This is a genomic window from Streptomyces sp. NPDC041124, from assembly GCF_055592385.1.
On sequence record NZ_JBVIYR010000001.1, the window covers coordinates 440,851 to 460,615 of the forward strand.

18 protein-coding genes are annotated in these 19,765 nt (G+C 73.4%); 9 read left to right on the top strand and 9 right to left on the bottom strand.

The genetic code is table 11. From position 1 onward, the window contains the following. Positions 1 to 52: 52 nt before the first annotated feature. From hutH to ACZ6A9_RS02100, 3 genes are all read right to left on the bottom strand, one after another. Complete coding sequence (hutH, locus tag ACZ6A9_RS02090; RefSeq protein ID WP_468977932.1) at positions 53 to 1,591, bottom strand: histidine ammonia-lyase; 1,539 nt, start codon at positions 1,589 to 1,591, stop codon at positions 53 to 55. 75 nt (positions 1,592 to 1,666) lie between these two features. After that, complete coding sequence (locus ACZ6A9_RS02095; RefSeq protein ID WP_468976570.1) at positions 1,667 to 2,815, bottom strand: GGDEF domain-containing protein; 1,149 nt, start codon at positions 2,813 to 2,815, stop codon at positions 1,667 to 1,669. A 65-nt stretch (positions 2,816 to 2,880) separates the two neighbouring features. Beyond that, positions 2,881 to 3,681, bottom strand: coding sequence for an enoyl-CoA hydratase/isomerase family protein (locus ACZ6A9_RS02100; RefSeq protein WP_468976572.1), 801 nt, complete (start codon positions 3,679 to 3,681; stop codon positions 2,881 to 2,883). A gap of 202 nt (positions 3,682 to 3,883) precedes the next feature. Between ACZ6A9_RS02100 and ACZ6A9_RS02105 the strand changes: the two genes are divergently transcribed. Next, complete coding sequence (locus ACZ6A9_RS02105; RefSeq protein ID WP_468976576.1) at positions 3,884 to 4,504, top strand: hypothetical protein; 621 nt, start codon at positions 3,884 to 3,886, stop codon at positions 4,502 to 4,504. A 44-nt stretch (positions 4,505 to 4,548) separates the two neighbouring features. Here the strand turns inward: ACZ6A9_RS02105 and ACZ6A9_RS02110 are convergent, their stop codons facing one another. Then, entirely contained in the window at positions 4,549 to 5,661 is a 1,113-nt protein-coding gene (locus tag ACZ6A9_RS02110) for an adenylate/guanylate cyclase domain-containing protein (RefSeq protein ID WP_468976578.1), read from the bottom strand. Between the two features lie 377 nt (positions 5,662 to 6,038). Further along, positions 6,039 to 6,932 (bottom strand): biotin--[acetyl-CoA-carboxylase] ligase, encoded by an 894-nt coding sequence (locus tag ACZ6A9_RS02115; RefSeq protein WP_468976581.1) that lies wholly within the window; start codon positions 6,930 to 6,932, stop codon positions 6,039 to 6,041. 110 nt (positions 6,933 to 7,042) lie between these two features. Here ACZ6A9_RS02115 and ACZ6A9_RS02120 point away from each other — a divergent pair, with 110 nt between their 5' ends. From ACZ6A9_RS02120 to ACZ6A9_RS02135, 4 genes are all read left to right on the top strand, one after another. Beyond that, complete coding sequence (locus ACZ6A9_RS02120) at positions 7,043 to 8,632, top strand: acyl-CoA carboxylase subunit beta (RefSeq protein ID WP_468976584.1); 1,590 nt, start codon at positions 7,043 to 7,045, stop codon at positions 8,630 to 8,632. A gap of 19 nt (positions 8,633 to 8,651) precedes the next feature. Beyond that, positions 8,652 to 8,858, top strand: a complete 207-nt coding sequence (locus tag ACZ6A9_RS02125) for an acyl-CoA carboxylase epsilon subunit (protein WP_190101222.1) — start codon at positions 8,652 to 8,654, stop codon at positions 8,856 to 8,858. A 111-nt stretch (positions 8,859 to 8,969) separates the two neighbouring features. Further along, positions 8,970 to 9,098: a morphogenic membrane protein MmpB gene (mmpB, locus tag ACZ6A9_RS02130; RefSeq protein ID WP_267482369.1), complete on the top strand. Its 129-nt coding sequence runs from the start codon at positions 8,970 to 8,972 to the stop codon at positions 9,096 to 9,098. Between the two features lie 31 nt (positions 9,099 to 9,129). Further along, on the top strand, positions 9,130 to 9,750 hold the full coding sequence (locus ACZ6A9_RS02135; RefSeq protein WP_468976587.1) for a Maf family protein: 621 nt from the start codon (positions 9,130 to 9,132) through the stop codon (positions 9,748 to 9,750). On the opposite strand, the gene ACZ6A9_RS02140 is transcribed toward ACZ6A9_RS02135, so the two are convergent. Then, positions 9,719 to 10,195 carry a hypothetical protein gene (locus ACZ6A9_RS02140; protein WP_468976590.1) on the bottom strand — a complete coding sequence of 159 codons (477 nt, stop codon included), beginning with the start codon at positions 10,193 to 10,195 and terminating at the stop codon, positions 9,719 to 9,721. The two genes, ACZ6A9_RS02135 and ACZ6A9_RS02140, sit on opposite strands and share 32 nt — an antisense overlap. A gap of 361 nt (positions 10,196 to 10,556) precedes the next feature. On the opposite strand from ACZ6A9_RS02140, the gene ACZ6A9_RS02145 reads away from it, so the two are divergent. Then, a complete protein-coding gene (locus ACZ6A9_RS02145) occupies positions 10,557 to 12,329 on the top strand; it encodes an acetyl/propionyl/methylcrotonyl-CoA carboxylase subunit alpha (protein WP_468976592.1) in 1,773 nt (590 codons plus the stop codon). Positions 12,330 to 12,681: 352 nt separating this feature from the next. Here ACZ6A9_RS02145 and ACZ6A9_RS02150 read toward each other — a convergent pair whose 3' ends face one another. Together ACZ6A9_RS02150 and ACZ6A9_RS02155 are read right to left on the bottom strand one after the other, a co-directional pair. After that, a complete protein-coding gene (locus ACZ6A9_RS02150; protein ID WP_189558255.1) occupies positions 12,682 to 13,653 on the bottom strand; it encodes a DeoR/GlpR family DNA-binding transcription regulator in 972 nt (323 codons plus the stop codon). 142 nt (positions 13,654 to 13,795) lie between these two features. Next, a complete protein-coding gene (locus ACZ6A9_RS02155) occupies positions 13,796 to 15,244 on the bottom strand; it encodes an NAD(P)H-quinone dehydrogenase (RefSeq protein ID WP_468976594.1) in 1,449 nt (482 codons plus the stop codon). 96 nt (positions 15,245 to 15,340) lie between these two features. Between ACZ6A9_RS02155 and ACZ6A9_RS02160 the strand changes: the two genes are divergently transcribed. The 3 genes from ACZ6A9_RS02160 (at position 15,341) to ACZ6A9_RS02170 (ending at position 18,952) form a co-directional block, all read left to right on the top strand. Beyond that, the gene (locus tag ACZ6A9_RS02160; protein ID WP_468976596.1) at positions 15,341 to 15,781 is read left to right on the top strand and encodes a gamma-glutamylcyclotransferase family protein; all 441 of its coding nucleotides are present in this window, start codon (positions 15,341 to 15,343) and stop codon (positions 15,779 to 15,781) included. A 91-nt stretch (positions 15,782 to 15,872) separates the two neighbouring features. Beyond that, complete coding sequence (locus ACZ6A9_RS02165) at positions 15,873 to 16,697, top strand: purine-nucleoside phosphorylase (protein ID WP_468976598.1); 825 nt, start codon at positions 15,873 to 15,875, stop codon at positions 16,695 to 16,697. Positions 16,698 to 17,317: 620 nt separating this feature from the next. Further along, a complete protein-coding gene (locus ACZ6A9_RS02170; RefSeq protein WP_468976600.1) occupies positions 17,318 to 18,952 on the top strand; it encodes a phospho-sugar mutase in 1,635 nt (544 codons plus the stop codon). A gap of 65 nt (positions 18,953 to 19,017) precedes the next feature. Here the strand turns inward: ACZ6A9_RS02170 and ACZ6A9_RS02175 are convergent, their stop codons facing one another. Continuing rightward, on the bottom strand, positions 19,018 to 19,737 hold the full coding sequence (locus ACZ6A9_RS02175) for a PH domain-containing protein (protein WP_468976602.1): 720 nt from the start codon (positions 19,735 to 19,737) through the stop codon (positions 19,018 to 19,020). Positions 19,738 to 19,765 lie beyond the last annotated feature (28 nt).

A 19,765-nucleotide genomic window follows, 5' to 3' on the forward strand; every position in this document is an offset into this window, starting at 1 on the left:
CCGGTGGAGGTCAAGGCCCCGCGACCGTCCCGGCCGCGGGGCCTCGCCCGGGTCAGCGCAGCGGCCCGGTGACCTTCTCCGCCGCCGCGACCAGCCGCCCGTCCCGCACGAACGCGTCCGCGGCCGCGAGGTCGGGGGCCAGGTACCGGTCCGGACCGGGGCCGCCCACCCCCGCCTCCCGCAGGGCCTCGATGACCGCCCGCGTCGCCGGAGCCGGCGTCAGTTGCTCCCGCAGTTCCACGGCCCGCGCGGCGGCGTACAGTTCCACGGCGACGACCCGGGTGAGGTTGTCGACGGCCGTGCGGAGTTTGCGGGCCGCCGACCAGCCCATGGAGACATGGTCCTCCTGCATCGCGGAGGACGGGATCGAGTCCGCCGACGCCGGCACGGCGAGCCGCTTCAACTCGCCGACCAGCGCGGCCTGCGTGTACTGGGCGATCATCAGCCCCGAGTCCACGCCGGGATCGTCGGCGAGGAACGGCGGCAGTCCGTGACTGCGGTTCTTGTCCAGCAGCCGGTCGGTACGGCGCTCGGCGATGGAGGCGAGATCGGCGGCGGCGATGGCGAGGAAGTCCAGGACGTAGGCGACCGGTGCCCCGTGGAAGTTCCCGTTGGACTCCACCCTCCCGTCGGGCAGGACCACCGGATTGTCCACGGCGGCGGCGAGTTCGCGCTCCGCGACCAGCCGGGCGTGGGCGAGGGTGTCCCGCCCGGCACCGGCGACCTGCGGGGCGCAGCGCACCGAGTAGGCGTCCTGGACCCGGGGGGCGTCGTCCTGGTGATGCCCCGTCATCCCCGACCCCTCCAGCACGGCGAGCATGTTGGCGGCGCTGGCGGCCTGCCCCGGGTGCGGGCGGATGGCGTGCAGCCCGGGGGCGAGCACCTTGTCGGTGCCGAGCAGGGCCTCCAGGCTCAGGGCCGCCGTGACGTCGGCGGACGTGTAGAGGAGGTCCAGGTCGGCGAGGGCCATGACCAGCATGCCGAGCATGCCGTCGGTGCCGTTGAGGAGGGCGAGCCCTTCCTTCTCCCGCAGTTCGACGGGCCGGATGCCGTGCTCGGCCAGCAGTTCACCGGCCGGCCGCACCCGGCCGTCGGGCCCCTCCGCGTCCCCCTCGCCCATCAGGGCGAGGGCACAGTGGGACAGCGGGGCCAGGTCTCCGGAGCAGCCGAGGGAGCCGTACTCGTGGACGACCGGGGTGATCCGGGCGTTCAGCACGTCGGCCATGGTCCGCGCGACCTCGGGGCGGACCCCGGTGTACCCCGAGCAGACGGTCTTCAGCCGCAGGAACATCAGCGCGCGGACGACCTCACGCTCCACCCGCGGCCCCATCCCGGCGGCGTGCGAGCGGACGATGTTGCGCTGGAGCCGGGCGCGGAGATCGGGGCTGATGTGCCGGGTCGCCAGGGCGCCGAAGCCGGTACTCACCCCGTAGACGGGGTCGGGCTTGGCAGCCAGGGCGTCCACGACCTCCCGGGACGCGGCGAGGGCGGCCACCGCCTCCGCGGACAGTTCGACGCGGGCACCGCCGCGTGCCACGGCGAGCACGTCGGACGCGGTCACGCCGGATGTCCCCACCACCACAGTGTGCATATCCATATTCAGGAGCGTACGCAGTGAATGCGGCGATGTCACCCCTCGATCCGCCCCGCGCCCCTTACCGGCGCGCTACGGGGAATGGCGTCCCCGGAACCGCCGCCGTTCCCCGTCCCGCGCCCGCGACGGCTCGTCGGCCAGCCGCACGACGGCGTCGTCGGGCCCCTCCCGCCCGGCCACCACGGGGCGGGCGGCCCGCTCGGCCTTCGCCCGGTACTGCGCCGCGTCGGCCAGCCGGAACAGCCGCCGGGCGGTGCGCACCGGCCCGATGGGGTCCTCGGTGGACGCGACACCGCAGGCCACGCCGTCCCCGATGCCCAGCTCCTCGGCCCGCCGGCACACCTCGTCGGCGGCCTTGACGACCGCGTCGGCCGACGGCCCCACCGCCAGCAGGCAGAACTCGTCCCCGCCGAGCCGCGCGGCCAGGGCGCCGGGCAGCATGGCCCCGCACAGCGACAGCACGCTCCCGAACCGCTCCAGCAGCCGGTCCCCCACGGCATGCCCCAGGGTGTCGTTGACCCGCTTCAGGCCGTTCAGATCGCACACCACCAGGCTGACCACGGCCCCGTCCCGGCGGTGCCGCTCCACCGCCTCGTCGAGCCGGGCGTCCACGGCACGCCGGTTGGCCAGCCCGGTCAGCGCGTCGGTGAAGGCCAGCCGCCGCGCCTCCTCCAGCCGCTCGGTCTGCGCGATCCCCGCCGCCACCACGGCCGCCAGGACGATCGCGAAGTCGGCGTCACCCCGCCCGAAGACGGGCGCACCGGCCCGCCGGGCCACGTACAGCTCGCCCCACGCCCGCCCGTGCAGCACGATCGGCGCGACCACACAGCACCCGCGCCCGCGCCGCCTGAGGGCCGCGACCCGCTGGTGGCAGTACCCCGCCCGCCCCTCCGAGGTCCCCTCGGCGGTCTCCACCCAGGCGTCGGGCTCACCACCGCCCGCCCACCGCTCATGCAGGAACTCGGTGATCTCGGCGAACTGATGCACCGGATAGGACTCGTCCTCCGGGAACTCCTCCTCCCCCGCGGCCAGCTCTCCGACGTTCACCAGCACCCGCAGCCGCCCGAGCTCCCGCTCCCACACCGACAGCGCGGCGAAACTCCCGCCCAGCGCCCGGCAGGCCCCGCCGGCCGCGGCACGCCAGGCCTCCCGCGAACCGTGCGCGGCGGCCATGCCCTGCGCCAGCGCCACCACGGCCGCCAGCCGGCTGTCCTCACCCATAACCCCAGATTAGGGAGATTCCACCCGAACCGGGACATCGGGAAGGCGAACGACGAGCACCTCCGCTACTCCCCGGGCCACTCCGGGCGGCGCTTCTCGTTGAAGGCGGCGACCCCCTCCGCCCGGTCCCCCGAGAACGCCACGGACCGCCAGGCGCCGTCCTCGACCTCGAGGCCCGCGGGCAGGTCCAGCCCGTGCCCGAGCCGCAGTGCCCGCTTGGCCGCCCGCAGCCCCACCGGCGAGTTCGCGGCGATCCGGGCCGCCATGGCCAGCGCCTCCTCCCGGTCCCGGCCCTCCTCCACCAACTGGTCGACCAGCCCCAGCTCCCGGGCCTCGCCGGCCTCCACCCGGCGCGCGGTGAAGATCAGCTCGGCGGCCCGCGCCGCCCCCACTCTCCGGGGCAGCAGCTGCGTACCGCCCCCACCCGGGATGACCCCGACGGACACCTCCGGCAGCCCCACCACCGCCGTACGGTCGGCCACGATCACATCGCACGACAGGGCCAGCTCGAAGCCGCCCCCGAGCGCGAATCCGTGCACGGCGGCCACCGTGGGCACCGGCATGTCCAGCACCCCGGTGTACGCCCCGCGGGCCACGGGCCGCTGCCGCACCAGATCGGCATCACTGAAGGAGTTGCGCTCCTTCAGGTCGGCGCCCACGCAGAAGGCCCGCTCGTGCGACGAGGTCAGCACGACCGCCCGTACGTCACGGTCCTCGCCCAGCGCCGCACAGGCTCCGGCGATCGACCGGGCCATCTCGGTCGACACGGCGTTCATGGCCTTGGGCCGGTCGAGGACGAGCTCCGCGACATGCCCCCGCTCGTGCCGGCGCACCAGCACGAACTCCCCGAACCGTTCCTCACTCATGGCACCCTCCGGTTAACGCGGGTTAACTTCTCGCTCGTCCCGATCATCGCAGCCGACGCCCACCCGGAAAAGGGCGCACGTCCAGTTCCCTCGTCACCCCCCGGCCACCCGTTCGAGTGACATCCGGCCGACTCCGACCCCGCCCTCCCCCGCCGGCCCCTAGCGTGCGCACACGGCGGCGCGCGGCCGGGGAGGGACACCGATGACACCGAAACCACCACCGGCGGACCCGGCTCCGCACACCGCCGGACCACCCACCCCTACCGGCCGTCTCCCCGCCCGGGGCCGCCACCGCAGGCCCCGCCCCCGCAAGGCGCTGCTGGCCGCGAGCGGTCTGGCGCTGGCCGCGGGCGCCGTGACCCTGATCCGCCTGACCTCGGCGCCCGACGGCGGCACCGGCGTGGAGGCAGGCCACGGCCCCACCCCGCACGCGCACGCGGACCCGAGCACACCGACGGGCACGCCCGCACCCCACACGGCGGGAACGACACCTGCCCCGCAGGCCAGTCCTTCCTCCCCGAGAGCCCTGGGCGGCAAGGACACCCGCCCCCTCACCCCACCCGGACCACCACCGTCCGCGAGCGAACGGCCCCCGATCCCCACCACCGTCCCGGAGACCGCGGACCCGCCGACCCCCACACCCCCGACGAGCGGACCCCCCGGCACGCCCCGCGCCCCCGGCCCGCCACCGCCCCCGCACGGGGAGCCGCCCCCGCGCCCACCCCACGAACCGGCACCTCCCCCGCCGGAACCGGCCCCCGAGCCCGCTCCGGGACTGTGCGTGCCGGTCATCGGCCTGTGCGTGGGCGAACAGCCCCGCTGAGACGCCGACGAGGAAAGAGGAAAGAGGAGGAAGACCCGGACGAACTACGAGGACGAAGGAGCGTCACCGTCGCGGCGCGTGAGCAGCCAGGGCTCCACCACGCCGAGCCCACGCACCGGCCGCTGCCACATCGGCTGAAGCGCGAACCGGTACGTCGGCGGTTCCTCGCCCTCCTTCTCCGCGGCGGCCACCGCCTCGGCCGCGGCGGCCTCGGAGGCGGGCGCGTCACCGGTACGGATCAGCTCCTCGGCGAACGCGGCATCGACGAGCACCGCGTCACGGGGAGCTATGGAAGTGAGCCGGGAGGCGAGATTGACCGTGGTCCCGAACACATCGCCCATCCGGGTGGTCACCGTGCCGAACGCCATGCCGACCCGCAGCTCCGGCATGGTCTCGTCGTTCGCCATGGTCTCGATCAGCCGTATCGCGATCTCCGCGGCGGTGCCCGCGTCGTCGGCGGCGTAGAGCACCTCGTCGCCCAGCGTCTTGATGAGCCGCCCGCCGCGCGCGGCGACCAGATCGGCGGCGGTGGTCTCGAAGGCCTCGACGAGCTCGCCGAGCTCCTCCTCCTCCATCCGCCGGGTCAGCCGCGTGAATCCCACGAGGTCCGCGAAGGCGACGGCCAGCCGCCGGTCGACCATCTCCTCGTCGTCGGCCCCCTGCACGACCCGCCCGGCCGAAGCGGCGAGCTGCCGGCGCCAGACGTAGACCAGGAACTCCTCCAGCTCGGGCAGGAGCAGCTCGACGATCGGATACGTCACCTCGGTACGGGTCATTCCCGGCTCGGGCGGCTCGGTCAGCCCTTCCAGGAACGAATCGATCTGCCATTCGGCCAACCGGGCGGTGGTCTGCCCGGTGGAACGCGCCACCTGCACCGCCATGGCCTCGCTGAGCAGCCCCGCCTCGACCAGACCGGCGAGCCGGCGCAGCGCGAGCACGTCGGCCTCCGTCAGCGCCTTGGCCTGGCCGACGTCGGCGAAGCCCATGGCCCGCCAGAAGCGGGTGGCCAGCTCCATCGTGACGCCGGCGCTCCGGGCCGCCTGAAACGGTGTGTAGCGGCGCTCGGCGCCCAGGATGAGCTGCTCGAGGCGCAGAGCAAGCGGATCCTCGCCGGCGCCCTGCGCGTCCGCACCGGAACCGGAGTCGTCGACGGTCACGCGTCTGTTGCCCTTCCGATCTGCCACGGCCCTGTATCGACCGGCCTCAACTCTACGGCAGGTGTGCGCCAGCTCACTCCGTTCGGTTGGGCCAGGGGGTGCGGGGGCCTGCGGCGGCCGGGGAGGGGCCCACCGCCCGGTGTTCGCAGGCCCGGGCGCCGGGGTGGGCCAGGGACGTCGACGCAGCCAGGCGCTGCAGTGGCGCCCTGCGCTGGTGCGGGCCGGCGGTGTCCGCGCAGCCCGGCGCGGACGGGGCGCCGTCGCGCCCACCCGTGCCGCCCCGCGGCACGGCTGCCCGCGGAGAGCGGAGGCGGCGGGGTGGCGGCACGGCTGCCCGCGGAAAGCGGAAAGCGGCAAGGGAAGGCCCGAGCCCGAGATCACACACCCGGGCGCAGGTGGACGATGTCACCCGCGCCCACCGGTTCCTGCACACCCGCCGACGTGGCCAGGACCAGCCGTCCGTCGCCGTCCACCGCGACCGCCTCACCCACCAGCGCCCGGTCCCCCGGCAGCTCCGCCCGCACCGTCCGCCCCAGCGTCGCGCACCCCGCCGCGTACGTCTCCTGCAGACCACATGCCCCCGCGTCCCCGCCCGCGGCCCTCCACCGCCCGTACCACTCCTCCAACGACCGCAGCATCCCCCGCAACAGGGGATCCCGGTCCGTCCCCACCGCCCCCGCCAGCGCCAGCGACCCCGCCGTCGGCACCGGCAGCTCCTCGGCCCGCAGGCTGACGTTGATCCCGACCCCGATCACGACGCGCCCCTCCCCGGCGCCCTCGGCGAGGATCCCGCCGGCCTTGCGCTCGGCTCCCCCCACGGTCACCAGCACGTCGTTCGGCCATTTCAGCGCCGTATCGACCCCGGCCGCCCGCGACAGCCCGGTGGCGACCGCCACACCCGTCAGCAGCGGCAGCCAGCCCCACCGGTCCACCGGCACCTCGCGCGGAGTGAGCAGCACGGAGAAGAACAGCCCGGAGCGTGCCGGCGCGCTCCACCGCCGGTCCAGCCGTCCCCGCCCGGCGGTCTGCTCCTCGGCGACGAGGACCGCGCCCTCCCCCACCTCACCTGCCACGGCGCGCTGCACCAGATCCGAGTTCGTCGACCCCGTCCGCTGCACCACGTCCAGCCGGGACCACAACGCCCCCTCCCGCACCAGCCCCCGCCTCAACGCGCTCGCGTTGAGCGGCGGCCGGTCCAAGTCGGACCACCGGTTCCCGTGCGGCTCCCTGGGCTCCTGCGGCTCTTGCTCTGAGGCATCTCGCGGCGTCATGCAAGCCACCCTAGGTGTGGGAAACGCCGCACTGCCGAAGTCAAGGCCCCCCACTACGCTACGGATGAGTAACCGTCCCCCCTTTTGAGCAGGCAGGGAGCCGCATCCCGATGTCCGAGCCGGAAGAGCAGCAGCCTGACATTCACACGACCGCGGGCAAGCTCGCGGATCTTCAGCGTCGTATCGAAGAGGCGACGCACGCCGGCTCCGCACGCGCCGTCGAGAAGCAGCACGCCAAGGGCAAGCTGACGGCGCGTGAGCGGATCGATCTCCTGCTCGACGAGGGTTCCTTCGTCGAACTGGACGAGTTCGCCCGGCACCGCTCCACCAACTTCGGTCTCGACGCCAACCGCCCTTACGGCGACGGCGTCGTCACCGGCTACGGAACCGTCGACGGCCGTCCCGTGGCCGTCTTCTCGCAGGACTTCACCGTCTTCGGCGGAGCCCTCGGCGAGGTCTACGGCCAGAAGATCGTCAAGGTCATGGACTTCGCGCTGAAGACCGGCTGCCCGGTCATCGGCATCAACGACTCCGGCGGCGCCCGTATCCAGGAGGGTGTGGCCTCCCTCGGCGCGTACGGCGAGATCTTCCGCCGCAACACCCACGCCTCCGGTGTGATCCCGCAGATCAGCCTGGTCGTGGGCCCGTGCGCGGGCGGCGCGGTCTACTCCCCCGCGATCACCGACTTCACGATCATGGTCGACCAGACGTCGCACATGTTCATCACCGGACCGGACGTCATCAAGACGGTCACCGGCGAGGACGTCGGTTTCGAGGAGCTGGGCGGCGCCCGCACCCACAACTCCACCTCCGGCGTCGCCCACCACATGGCCGGCGACGAGAAGGACGCGATCGAGTACGTCAAGCAGCTGCTGTCGTACCTCCCGTCCAACAACCTCTCCGAGCCCCCCGCCTTCCCCGAGGAGGCGGACCTGACCATCACCGACGAGGACCGCGAACTCGACACGATCGTCCCGGACTCGGCGAACCAGCCGTACGACATGCACGCGGTCATCGAGCACGTCCTCGACGACGGCGAGTTCTTCGAGACGCAGCCCCTCTTCGCGCCGAACATCCTCACGGGTTACGGCCGTGTCGAGGGCCGCCCCGTCGGCATCGTCGCCAACCAGCCGATGCAGTTCGCCGGCTGCCTGGACATCACCGCCTCCGAGAAGGCGGCCCGCTTCGTCCGCACCTGCGACGCCTTCAACATCCCGGTCATCACCTTCGTGGACGTCCCCGGCTTCCTGCCCGGCGTCGACCAGGAGCACGACGGCATCATCCGGCGCGGAGCCAAGCTGATCTTCGCCTACGCCGAGGCCACCGTCCCGCTCATCACCGTCATCACCCGCAAGGCGTTCGGCGGCGCGTACGACGTGATGGGCTCCAAGCACCTGGGCGCCGACCTCAACCTGGCCTGGCCCACCGCCCAGATCGCCGTGATGGGCGCGCAGGGCGCCGTCAACATCCTGCACCGCCGCACCATCGCCGAGTCGGACGACGCGGACGCGACCCGCGCCCGGCTGATGCGGGAGTACGAGGACGCCCTCCTCAACCCGTACGTCGCTGCCGAGCGCGGCTACGTCGACGCGGTGATCATGCCGTCCGACACCCGCCGCCACATCGTCCGCGGGCTGCGCCAGCTGCGCACCAAGCGCGAGAGCCTGCCCCCGAAGAAGCACGGCAACATCCCCCTCTGAGGTTCGTGAAGGAGCTGCTGTGATCAAGGTCGTACGGGGCAACCCGACCCCGGAGGAGCTGGCCGCCGCACTGGCGGTGGTCCGGGCCCGCGCCGCGGCGGCGTCCGCCGTGCCGTCCGGCGCGCCCGCACCCCGCGACTCCTGGTCCGACCCGTCCCGCATCGCCGCGCACCACCTGCCCCGTCCGGGGCAGACGTCGTGGGCCCGCACCTACTGGCCGAGCTGACGACGACGCCCCACCCGGGGCGCGGCGCACCCCGCACGGCGGGGAGCGCCGCGCCCCTACTTGAGTACGCGTACTCAGGCACGCTGACCTGCGAAGCCCCACGCTGGTTGCATGCTGTGGTCCGACCCCGAGAACGAGCCGCCCGAAGAACTGCGGGACACGCAGGACATGCTGCGGCGGCTGGGCGTTCTCATGGCGCTGGCCATGGTGCTCGCCATGATCGTGATCGGCGTGAGGTGAGCCGTGCGGGCGACGTCGATACGCTGACCGCATGACAGCTGACCAGCGCCGCCGCCTCGTGCTCGCCTCCCAGTCCCCCGCCCGGCTCGGGCTGCTCCGCCAGGCCGGACTGGCCCCCGAGGTGATCGTCAGCGGGGTCGACGAGGACGCCGTCACCGCCCCCACCCCCGCCGACCTGGCGCTCGCCCTGGCCGAGGCCAAGGCTTCCCTCGTGGCCGCGAAGCCGGAGGTCAAGGGCGCTCTGGTGATCGGCTGCGACTCGGTGCTGGATCTGGACGGCCGGGCCCTCGGCAAGCCCGCGGACGCCGAGGAGGCCACCGCGCGCTGGAAGGCGATGCGGGGCCGTGCGGGCACGCTCCAGACCGGCCACTGCGTCTACGACACGCTCAGCGGCCGGTACTCCTCGGCCACCGCGTCCACGGTCGTCCGTTTCGGTGATCCCTCGGACGAGGAGATCGCCGCCTACGTCGCCTCGGGCGAACCGCTGCACGTGGCCGGGGCGTTCACCCTGGACGGCCGCTCGGCACCGTTCATCGACGGCATCGACGGCGACCACGGCAACGTGATCGGCATCAGCCTCCCCCTGCTGCGCCGTCTCCTGGCCGAACTGGGTGTCGGCATCACGGAGCTGTGGGCGCGGCCGGAGGGGTGAGGGGAGAGCTGCCGGTGCCGCCCTCAGGTGCGGTGCCGGCGGGCCCGCCCTCCGCGCGGCTGTCGTACGTCATCAGGAGCAGCACGATCAGCCCGAGTACGCCCACCATGAACGAGAACGCGGTCCAGCCGATCAGCCCCCAGGCGAACGCGCCCAGCAGCGCGTGCACGACCGCGGCACTGACCAGCAGCACCTTGCCGGCCCCGGCGGGCGCCCGGTCGCGCAGCGCGACCAGCAGGGCCACGAGGCCGCACAGGGCGAAGTAGAGCCCGAAGACGACCCCGCCCGCCTTCGAGGACACCGACATCATGTGCGGGTCGAGGCCCGCCAGCGACATGCCCTGCCGGTCGACGACGACGCCCAGGAACCAGTTCACCGCCGCGATGCCGAGCGCCTCGGCGAACAGCACGAGCGCCACGGCCCACGCCACCGGTCTGCGCACCACCGGCTCCACTCCCTCTCGAGCACGACTGCGGTTACCCCGAGTATGTTCGGGCCGACGCGAAGGCTACTCACGGGTATACCTCGGTACAAGGGTTCCGCGAGTGGCAAAGAATCATTGGGCCATTCGTAGGGACTCGACAAAGAATCGAAGTGGGCCGCAGCACGCTCTCACAGAGACCTTGACCACACGAGGCCGCTAGGGTTTCCCGGAGGAGTCCTGCGTACCGAGGTGCGACAAGGGATTTCGCGGGTCGAGCAAGCCTCGCATCACGCTCCGTGTGGGCAAGCTCACCACTGGGGACGGGTCGATGTGTCGTGTCGGCAGTCCCTAAACTCGGCTTGTTTCAAGGAGGGAGCCTCAAGTGCGCAAGGTGCTCATCGCCAACCGTGGCGAAATCGCTGTCCGCGTTGCCCGGGCCTGCCGGGATGCCGGAATCGCGAGCGTTGCCGTCTACGCCGATCCGGACCGGGACGCTCTGCATGTCCGCGCCGCGGATGAGGCGTTCGCCCTGGGCGGTGACACTCCGGCCACCAGTTACCTCGACATGGACAAGGTGCTGAAGGCCGCGCGGGAGTCGGGGGCCGACGCCATCCATCCCGGCTACGGCTTCCTCTCCGAGAACGCCGACTTCGCGCAGGCGGTCCTGGACGCGGGGCTGATCTGGATCGGTCCGCCGCCGCAGGCCATCCGCGACCTCGGGGACAAGGTCGCCGCCCGGCACATCGCCCAGCGGGCCGGCGCCCCTCTGGTGGCGGGCACGCCCGACCCGGTCTCCGGCGCCGACGAGGTCGTCGCGTTCGCCGAGCAGCACGGCCTGCCGATCGCCATCAAGGCCGCGTTCGGCGGTGGCGGGCGCGGACTGAAGGTGGCCCGCACCCTCGAAGAGGTGCCCGAGCTGTACGACTCGGCCGTGCGCGAGGCGGTGGCCGCGTTCGGCCGCGGCGAGTGCTTCGTGGAGCGCTACCTGGACAAGCCGCGGCACGTGGAGACGCAGTGCCTGGCGGACCGGCACGGCAACGTGGTGGTCGTGTCCACGCGTGACTGTTCACTCCAGCGGCGGCACCAGAAGCTCGTCGAGGAGGCCCCCGCGCCCTTCCTGTCCGACGCCCAGGTGGACCAGCTGTACTCGGCGTCCAAGGCCATCCTCAAGGAGGCCGGTTACGTCGGTGCCGGCACCGTGGAGTTCCTGGTCGGCCTCGACGGGACGATCTCCTTCCTGGAGGTCAACACGCGTCTGCAGGTCGAGCACCCGGTCACCGAGGAAGTCGCCGGTATCGACCTCGTACGGGAGATGTTCCGCATCGCCGACGGCGAGGAGCTCGGCTACGGCGACCCGGAGCTGCGCGGCCACTCCTTCGAGTTCCGCATCAACGGCGAGGACCCGGGCCGGGGCTTCCTGCCCGCGCCCGGCACGGTCACGGCGTTCGCCCCGCCGTCCGGTCCGGGCGTGCGCCTGGACGCGGGCGTGGAGTCCGGCAGCGTCATCGGTCCGGCGTGGGACTCGCTGCTGGCGAAGCTGATCGTCACCGGCCGGACCCGCAAGGAGGCGCTGGAGCGGGCCGCCCGCGCCCTGGAGGAGTTCCAGGTCGAGGGCATGGCGACGGCGATCCCGTTCCACCGCGCGGTCGTCACCGACCCGGCGTTCGCTCCGGAACTCACCGGTTCGGCGGACCCGTTCACGGTGCACACCCGGTGGATCGAGACCGAGTTCGTCAACGAGATCAAGCCGTTCTCCGCGGCCGCGGACGTGGAGGCCGAGGAGGACGCGGGCCGGGAGACGGTGGTCGTCGAGGTCGGCGGCAAGCGCCTCGAGGTGTCGCTCCCGGCGTCGCTGGGCATGTCCCTGGCCCGTACGGGCCTGGCGGCCGGCGCCAAGCCGAAGCGGCGGGCGGCGAAGAAGTCCGGCCCGGTCGCCTCCGGTGACACCCTCGCCTCCCCGATGCAGGGCACGATCGTGAAGATCGCCGTGGAGGAGGGCCAGGAGGTCAAGGAGGGCGACCTGGTCGTCGTCCTGGAAGCCATGAAGATGGAGCAGCCCCTCAACGCGCACCGCTCGGGCACGATCAAGGGCCTGAGCGCGGAGGTCGGCGCGTCGGTGACGTCCGGCGCGGCCATCTGCGAGATCAAGGACTGACCCGTCCTCCCACCCGGGCCCGGCGGGCCCGGGTGGACGCCGGGGTCACCGTCTCGACGGAGAACCACGGCGGATCGGTGGAGCGTGTGACCGGACCGGTCGACCGGCTCATGCCGACGCGGTGGGAGAGCCGGTTGCCGGTGTGCACCGTGGCCCGCGAGTGCGGCCGGTCCGCGCCCCAGCCCGCCGCGCCGGTCCGAGGGTGCCCTGACGGGGCGCACTCGCGCCTAACGGCGACGGCGGCACACGAAGCCACCGCGGCCGAGGGCTCGGAGGTGCCGGCGTCATCGAGCCGCCCGCCCCGTCGACACCGCGCAGCGGAACGGCCGGCACTGCCCGCGCGGCGGAGCCGTCACCGCCTGCGCAGATCCGCCACCCGTGCCGCCCGCTCGGCACCCTGACCGGGGCCCTGCTCCGCCGCCGCCCCGAGGGCCACGGCCGTACGGAGTCCCGGCCCCTGCCGCCGCGGACCGGGAAGGGCCACGTCCCGGCGACGGCGGTCCGGCGGCGGGCCCTCACCCCCCGCGCCCGCGGAACCCCCCGGCGCCCCCGCGACGGCGATCTGCACGCCCTGGTCGGCGAGCGCCTGGAGTTCGGTGGCCGCCCGGTCGTCGTGCGCGGGCGGCTCGTCCGTCACCAGCCGGGTGATCAGATCCGTCGGCACGGTCTGGAACATCGTGTCGGTCCCGAGTTTCGTGTGGTCCGCGAGGACCACCACCTCCGCCGCGGCCTGCACCAGCGCCCGGTCGACGGACGCCGACAGCATGTTGGACGTGGACAGTCCCCGCTCCGCGGTCAGTCCGCTTCCCGACAGGAAGGCCCGGGACACCCTCAGCCCCTGCAGGGACTGCTCGGCACCGCTGCCGACCAGGGCGTAGTTCGAACCGCGGAGCGTACCGCCGGTCATCACGACCTCCACCCGGTTGGCATGGGCCAACGCCTGGGCGACCAGCAGGGAGTTGGTGACGACCGTCAGCCCGGGCACCCGGGCGAGCCGGCGGGCCAGCTCCTGCGTGGTGGTACCCGCGCCGACCACGATGGCCTCGCCCTCTTCCACGAAGTTCGCGGCGAGGTCGGCGATGGCGGTCTTTTCGGCGGTCGCGAGATGGGACTTCTGCGGGAATCCGGACTCTCGCGTGAAACCGCCCGGGAGTACCGCACCGCCGTGCCGGCGGTCGAGGAGTCCTTCTGCCTCCAGCGCGCGCACGTCCCGCCGTACGGTCACTTCGGAGGTCTGGACGACGCGGGCGAGTTCACGGAGCGACACCGCTCCGTTCGCTCGCACCATTTCGAGGATCAATTGGCGACGTTCTGCAGCGAACACGAAACTGACAGTAACGCCGACGACCGTCTGCTTTCAGCAGTTTGCGCTGAATAGCAGAAGTTGTTCGCACGGCCCCACACCAAGTGGTATAGGGCCGCAGCGGCGTCGAGCACGCCCCGTGACCGGCCGCTGGCCGGTCCGCTCAGCCCTCCGCGCCGGCCTTCCGGGTGTGCAGCTGCCGCGCCACTTCGGCGATCGACCCCGACAGCGAGGGGTACACCGTGAAGGCGTTCGCGATCTGTTCGACGGTCAGATTGTTGTCGACCGCGATCGAGATGGGGTGGATGAGTTCCGAGGCGCGCGGCGCCACGACCACGCCGCCCACCACGATGCCGGTGCCCGGACGGCAGAAGATCTTGACGAAGCCGTCGCGGATGCCCTGCATCTTGGCGCGCGGGTTGCGCAGCAGCGGCAGCTTCACCACCCGGGCGTCGATCTTCCCGCCGTCCACATCGGCCTGGGAGTAGCCGACGGTGGCGATCTCGGGGTCGGTGAACACGTTCGAGGAGACCGTCTTGAGGTTCAGCGGGGCGACCGCGTCACCGAGGAAGTGGTACATGGCGATACGGCCCTGCATCGCCGCCACCGAGGCGAGCGCGAAGACGCCGGTGACGTCACCGGCGGCGTAGACGCCGGGAGCCGTGGTCCGCGAGACCTTGTCGGTCCAGATGTGGCCCGAGTCCCGCAGCCTGACCCCGGCCTCCTCCAGGCCCATGCCCTCGGAGTTCGGGATGGCGCCCACGGCCATCAGACAGTGCGACCCGGTGATGACCCGTCCGTCGGCGAGGGTCACCTCCACTCGGTCCCCGACCCGCTTGGCGGACTGGGCACGCGAGCGTGCCATCACGTTCATCCCGCGCCGCCGGAAGACGTCCTCCAGCACGGCGGCCGCGTCCGGGTCCTCGCCCGGCAGCACCCGGTCGCGCGAGGACACCAGCGTCACCCGGGACCCGAGCGCCTGGTAGGCACCGGCGAACTCGGCGCCCGTGACACCGGATCCGACCACGATGAGCTCGTCGGGGAGCTCGTTCAGGTCGTAGACCTGCGTCCAGTTGAGGATCCGCTCGCCGTCGGGCCGGGCGTCCGGCAGCTCCCGCGGGTGGCCGCCCGTCGCGATGAGCACGGCGTCCGCGGTGAGCGTCTCCTCGCTCCCGTCCGCGGCGCGCACCACGACCTTGCGCGACCCGTCGAGCGCCTGCATGCCCTCCAGCCGGCCGCGCCCGCGCATCACGCGCGCACCGGCGCGGGTCACGGACGCGGTGATGTCGTGCGACTGGGCCAGGGCGAGCCGCTTCACACGCCGGTTGACCTTGCCCAGGTCCACGCCTACGACCCGGGCGGCCTGCTCCAGGGGCGGGGTGTCGTCGGCGACGAAGATGCCCAGCTCCTCGTAGGAGGAGTCGAAGGTGGTCATCACCTCGGCCGTGGCGATGAGGGTCTTGGACGGCACGCAGTCGGTGAGCACCGACGCCCCGCCCAGTCCGTCGGCATCGACGACGGTCACCTCCGCGCCGAGCTGAGCGGCGACCAGCGCCGCTTCGTATCCGCCGGGTCCGCCACCGATGATCACGATCCGAGTCACGTACTCCATTGTCCCGCACACTTCACCGTGCGACCGCCCGGGGGCCGCGGCCGTGGCCCCGCCGTTACCGGAGTGGCGCCCGTGCCGCTGCCGTACCCTTCCCCCATGTCGCTCTACGCCGCGTACGCCGGCAACCTCGACGCGCGGCTGATGTCCCGCCGCGCCCCGCACTCGCCGCTGCGCGCCACCGGCTGGCTGAACGGGTGGCGGCTGACGTTCGGGGGCGAGCACATGGGCTGGGAGGGTTCCCTCGCGACCCTCGTCGAGGACCCGCTCTCGCAGGTCTTCGTGGCCCTCTACGACATCGCCCCGATGGACGAGGAGTCGCTCGACGGCTGGGAAGGGGCGGGCGGCCTGGACGTCTACCGCCGCACCCGGGTCCGCGTCCACACCCTCGACGGCGAGGACCGGGCCTGGGCCTACGTCCTGAACAGCTACGAGGGCGGCCTGCCCTCGGCCCGCTACCTGGGCGAGATCGCGGACGCGGCCGAGTCCGCGGGCGCGCCCCACGACTACGTGATGGAACTGCGCAAGCGTCCCTGCTGACGCCCTTCGGGAGAGAACGACAGGACAACGATCGCCAACCGGTCCCCGCCAGCATCTACGCGCGTAGGCGAATACCGGCTACCCTCGTCGCGTGAACGCTTCTCTTCTTCCGGACGACATCCAGGGCGACCCCTACGCCGCAGCCGACGCCGCCGCCACGCGCCTGCGCGAGCTCACGGGCGCCGAGACCCACGACGTCGCCCTCGTGATGGGCTCCGGCTGGGCCCCGGCCGTGGACGCCCTCGGTACGCCCGAGGCCGAGTTCCAGGTCACCGAGCTGCCCGGCTTCCCGCCGCCGGCGGTCGAGGGCCACGGAGGCAAGATCCGCTCGTACCGCATCGGCGCGAAGCGCGCCCTGGTCTTCCTGGGCCGCACCCACTACTACGAGGGCCGGGGGGTGGCGTCCGTCGCCCACGGCGTGCGTACGGCCGTGGCGGCGGGCGCCAAGACCATCGTCCTCACCAACGGCTGCGGCGGTCTGCGCGAGGGCATGCGCCCCGGCCAGCCGGTCCTGATCAGCGACCACATCAACCTCACCGCCACCTCCCCCATCGTCGGCGCGAACTTCGTCGACCTCACCGACCTGTACTCGCCGCGCCTGCGGGCGCTGTGCAAGGAGATCGACGCGAGCCTGGAGGAGGGCGTCTACGCCCAGTTCCCCGGCCCGCACTACGAGACCCCGGCGGAGATCCGGATGGCCCGCGTGATCGGGGCGGACCTGGTCGGCATGTCGACGGTCCTCGAGGCGATCGCCGCGCGGGAGGCGGGCGCGGAGGTGCTGGGCATCTCGCTGGTCACCAACCTCGCCGCGGGGATGACGGGCGAGCCGCTGAACCACGAGGAGGTCCTGCAGGCGGGGCGGGACTCCGCCACGCGGATGGGCGCGCTGCTGACGCAGGTGCTGGGGCGCCTGTAGCGCGTCCGCGCGGTCGGGCGGCCCGGCGCCGGCCGGGTCCGGTTCGCCGGGGCGAGGCCCCCGGCGGCGCCCCGCGGCAGGGGGCCATGCCCCCGGGTTCCCGGTGCTGGTGCGGACCGGGGAGTGTCCGCGCAGCCCGGCGCCGGCGGGGTGCCGTCGCGCCCGCCCTTCCCACCCTCGGCTCCGTTCGAGCGGGAGGCACCCCCCTCGCCCTGCGGCACGACCGCCCGCGGAGAGCGGCGGAGCGACTGCCCGCCGAAGGCGGAGGGGCGTCACGACTGCCCGCGGAGAGAGCCGGGGCGGCGCTCCGGCCGCCTGCGTAAGGCGAGCGGCGGGAGCCCGACTGCCCGCGGACGGGGGACGGCGGGTGGGGGCATGGTCGCGCGCGGCGGGGAAGGGACGGGGCGGGGGTGGCCGCCCGCAGTGGCCGGCGCGTCCGCACCCTCACCACCACCGGGCGACACCCTCGCGCCGGTCCGAGGACGGACACCCCCGACGCGGCCCCGCACCACCCACCCGCCGTGGGCGCTCGGCGCACCCCCACCGGAGGGACAGCGGCGCCGCAGGCATCCACCCATGGACACTTGACAGACGACGACCGAGAGAGGCCGACCCAAACCGTGGAAGACGTCGCGCTCATCGCACAGGCACAGGCATGGCTCACCGAGGACCCCGACCCGGACACCCGTGAGGAACTCGCCCGCCTCATCGACTCCGGCGACCACGCCGAACTCGCCGCCCGCTTCGGCGGCACCCTCCAGTTCGGCACCGCCGGCCTCCGCGGCGAACTCGGCGCGGGCCCGATGCGCATGAACCGCTCCGTGGTCATCCGCGCCGCCGCCGGCCTCGCCTCGTACCTCAGGAAGCAGGGCCACACCGACGGCCTCGTCGTCATCGGCTACGACGCCCGCCACAAGTCGCGGACGTTCGCCATCGACACCGCCGCCGTCATGACCGGCGCCGGCCTCAGGGCGGCCGTACTGAACCGCCCCCTGCCCACCCCCGTCCTCGCCTTCGCCATCAGGCACCTCGGCGCCGTCGCCGGCGTCGAGGTCACCGCCAGCCACAACCCTCCCCGGGACAACGGCTACAAGGTGTACCTCGGCGACGGCTCCCAGATCGTCCCCCCGGCCGACGCGGAGATCGCCGCCGAGATCGAGGCCGTGGCGTCGCTCAGCATGGTCCCCCGCCCCACCGAAGGCTGGGAGACCCTCGACGACACGGTCCTCGGCGCCTACCTCGCCCGCACCGACGCGGTCCTGGCCAAGGACTCCCCCCGCACGGCCCGCACCGTGTACACGGCGATGCACGGCGTCGGCAAGGACGTCCTCCTCGCCGCGTTCGCCCGCGCCGGCTTCCCGGCCCCCGACCTCGTCGCCGAGCAGGCCGACCCCGACCCGGACTTCCCGACCGTCGCGTTCCCCAACCCCGAGGAGCCCGGCGCGATGGACCTCGCCTTCGCGAAGGCCCGCGAGACGGACCCCGACCTGGTCATCGCCAACGACCCGGACGCCGACCGCTGCGCCGCCGCCGTCAAGGACGGCGCGGACTGGCGGATGCTGCGCGGCGACGAGGTCGGGGCCCTGCTCGCCGCCCACCTGGTCCGCCGCGGCGCGACCGGCACGTTCGCCGAGTCGATCGTCTCGTCCGGCCTCCTCGGCCGTATCGCCGAGAAGGCCGGCCTCCCGTACGAGGAGACCCTGACCGGCTTCAAGTGGATCGCACGGGTCGAGGGCCTGCGCTACGGCTACGAGGAAGCCCTCGGCTACTGCGTCGACCCGGACGGCGTACGCGACAAGGACGGCATCACGGCGGCGCTGCTCCTCACCGAACTGGCCTCGGACCTCAAGGCGGACGGCCGTACCCTCCTCGACCTCCTCGACGACCTCGCCGTCGAGCACGGCCTGCACGCCACCGACCAGCTCTCGGTCCGTGTGCAGGACCTCGGGATCATCGCCTCCGCGATGCGCCGCCTGCGGGACCGGCCGCCCACGGAGCTGGCCGGCCTCCGCGTCACCACCGCCGAGGACCTCAGCCGGGGGTCGGACACGCTCCCGCCCACCGACGGCCTCCGCTACACCCTGGACGGCGCGAGGGTCGTCGTCCGCCCGAGTGGCACGGAGCCGAAGCTGAAGTGCTACCTGGAGGTGGTGATCCCGGTCGCCGGGAAGGCCGGCCTCCCCGAGGCCCGCGCGAAGGCGACCGCGCTCCTGGACCGGATCAAGCAGGACCTCTCCGGGGCTGCGGGCATCTGAGAGAAGCACGCGGGGCGAGCGGCTCGCCCCGCGTGACTCACCGCTCGCCCCTCACCTGTCGCCCCTCACCCCACGGCCAGCAGCACGACCAGCAGCAGGGCCCCCACGACGGCGGGTGCCACGACCTCGTAGGCCCACCGCACGGTCACCTCGCCCTGCGCGGCCTCCGCCTCGTGCCGCCGCTCGCGCAGCTCCCGCATCTCGTCCATCGCCCGGTCGCTCTCGTGCCGTCGCGGCCCCGCGGGGGCACCCCCGGTACCGAGCCCGTCCAGGCCGACACCGCCCGCGGCGCCGGCACCGCCGCCGCCACCCCCGCGGGCGGCCCGCGCCGCCCGCGCGGCGGCCCGCGACTCGTGCCGCGCCGCCCGGCCACGGGCCCGCAGCGAGACCGGCAGGGCCCACAGCTGGTACTTCTCGCCGGACACGGTGAACACCTCGTTGGAGAATCCCGACCGCAGCGAGGCGACCTGCCCCCACGGCAGCACGATCACCCGGAACGGGTTGCGCACGCGCAGCCGGTCGTCGTTGACGTAGACGGCGGGGCGCAGGGTGTAGGCGACGACCAGCGGCACGAGGAGGAGCAGCAGGGCGAGTGCCCGCCACGGGGTGCGGCCCTCGCCGACGACGACCGCGTCCACGCCGAGCCAGCCGACGACGGCGAGCAGCAGCACACCGCCGGCCAGGGCCGCGGGCGAGCGGTAGATCCGGTCCTTGTGCGGGGGCGTCGCGGACCCGGCGGGCTTCGTGGGCTCCGGGTCGGGCGACTGGTCCTCGGGGGTCGTCATGCTCCCGATTCTGCCCGACGTCCCGCGA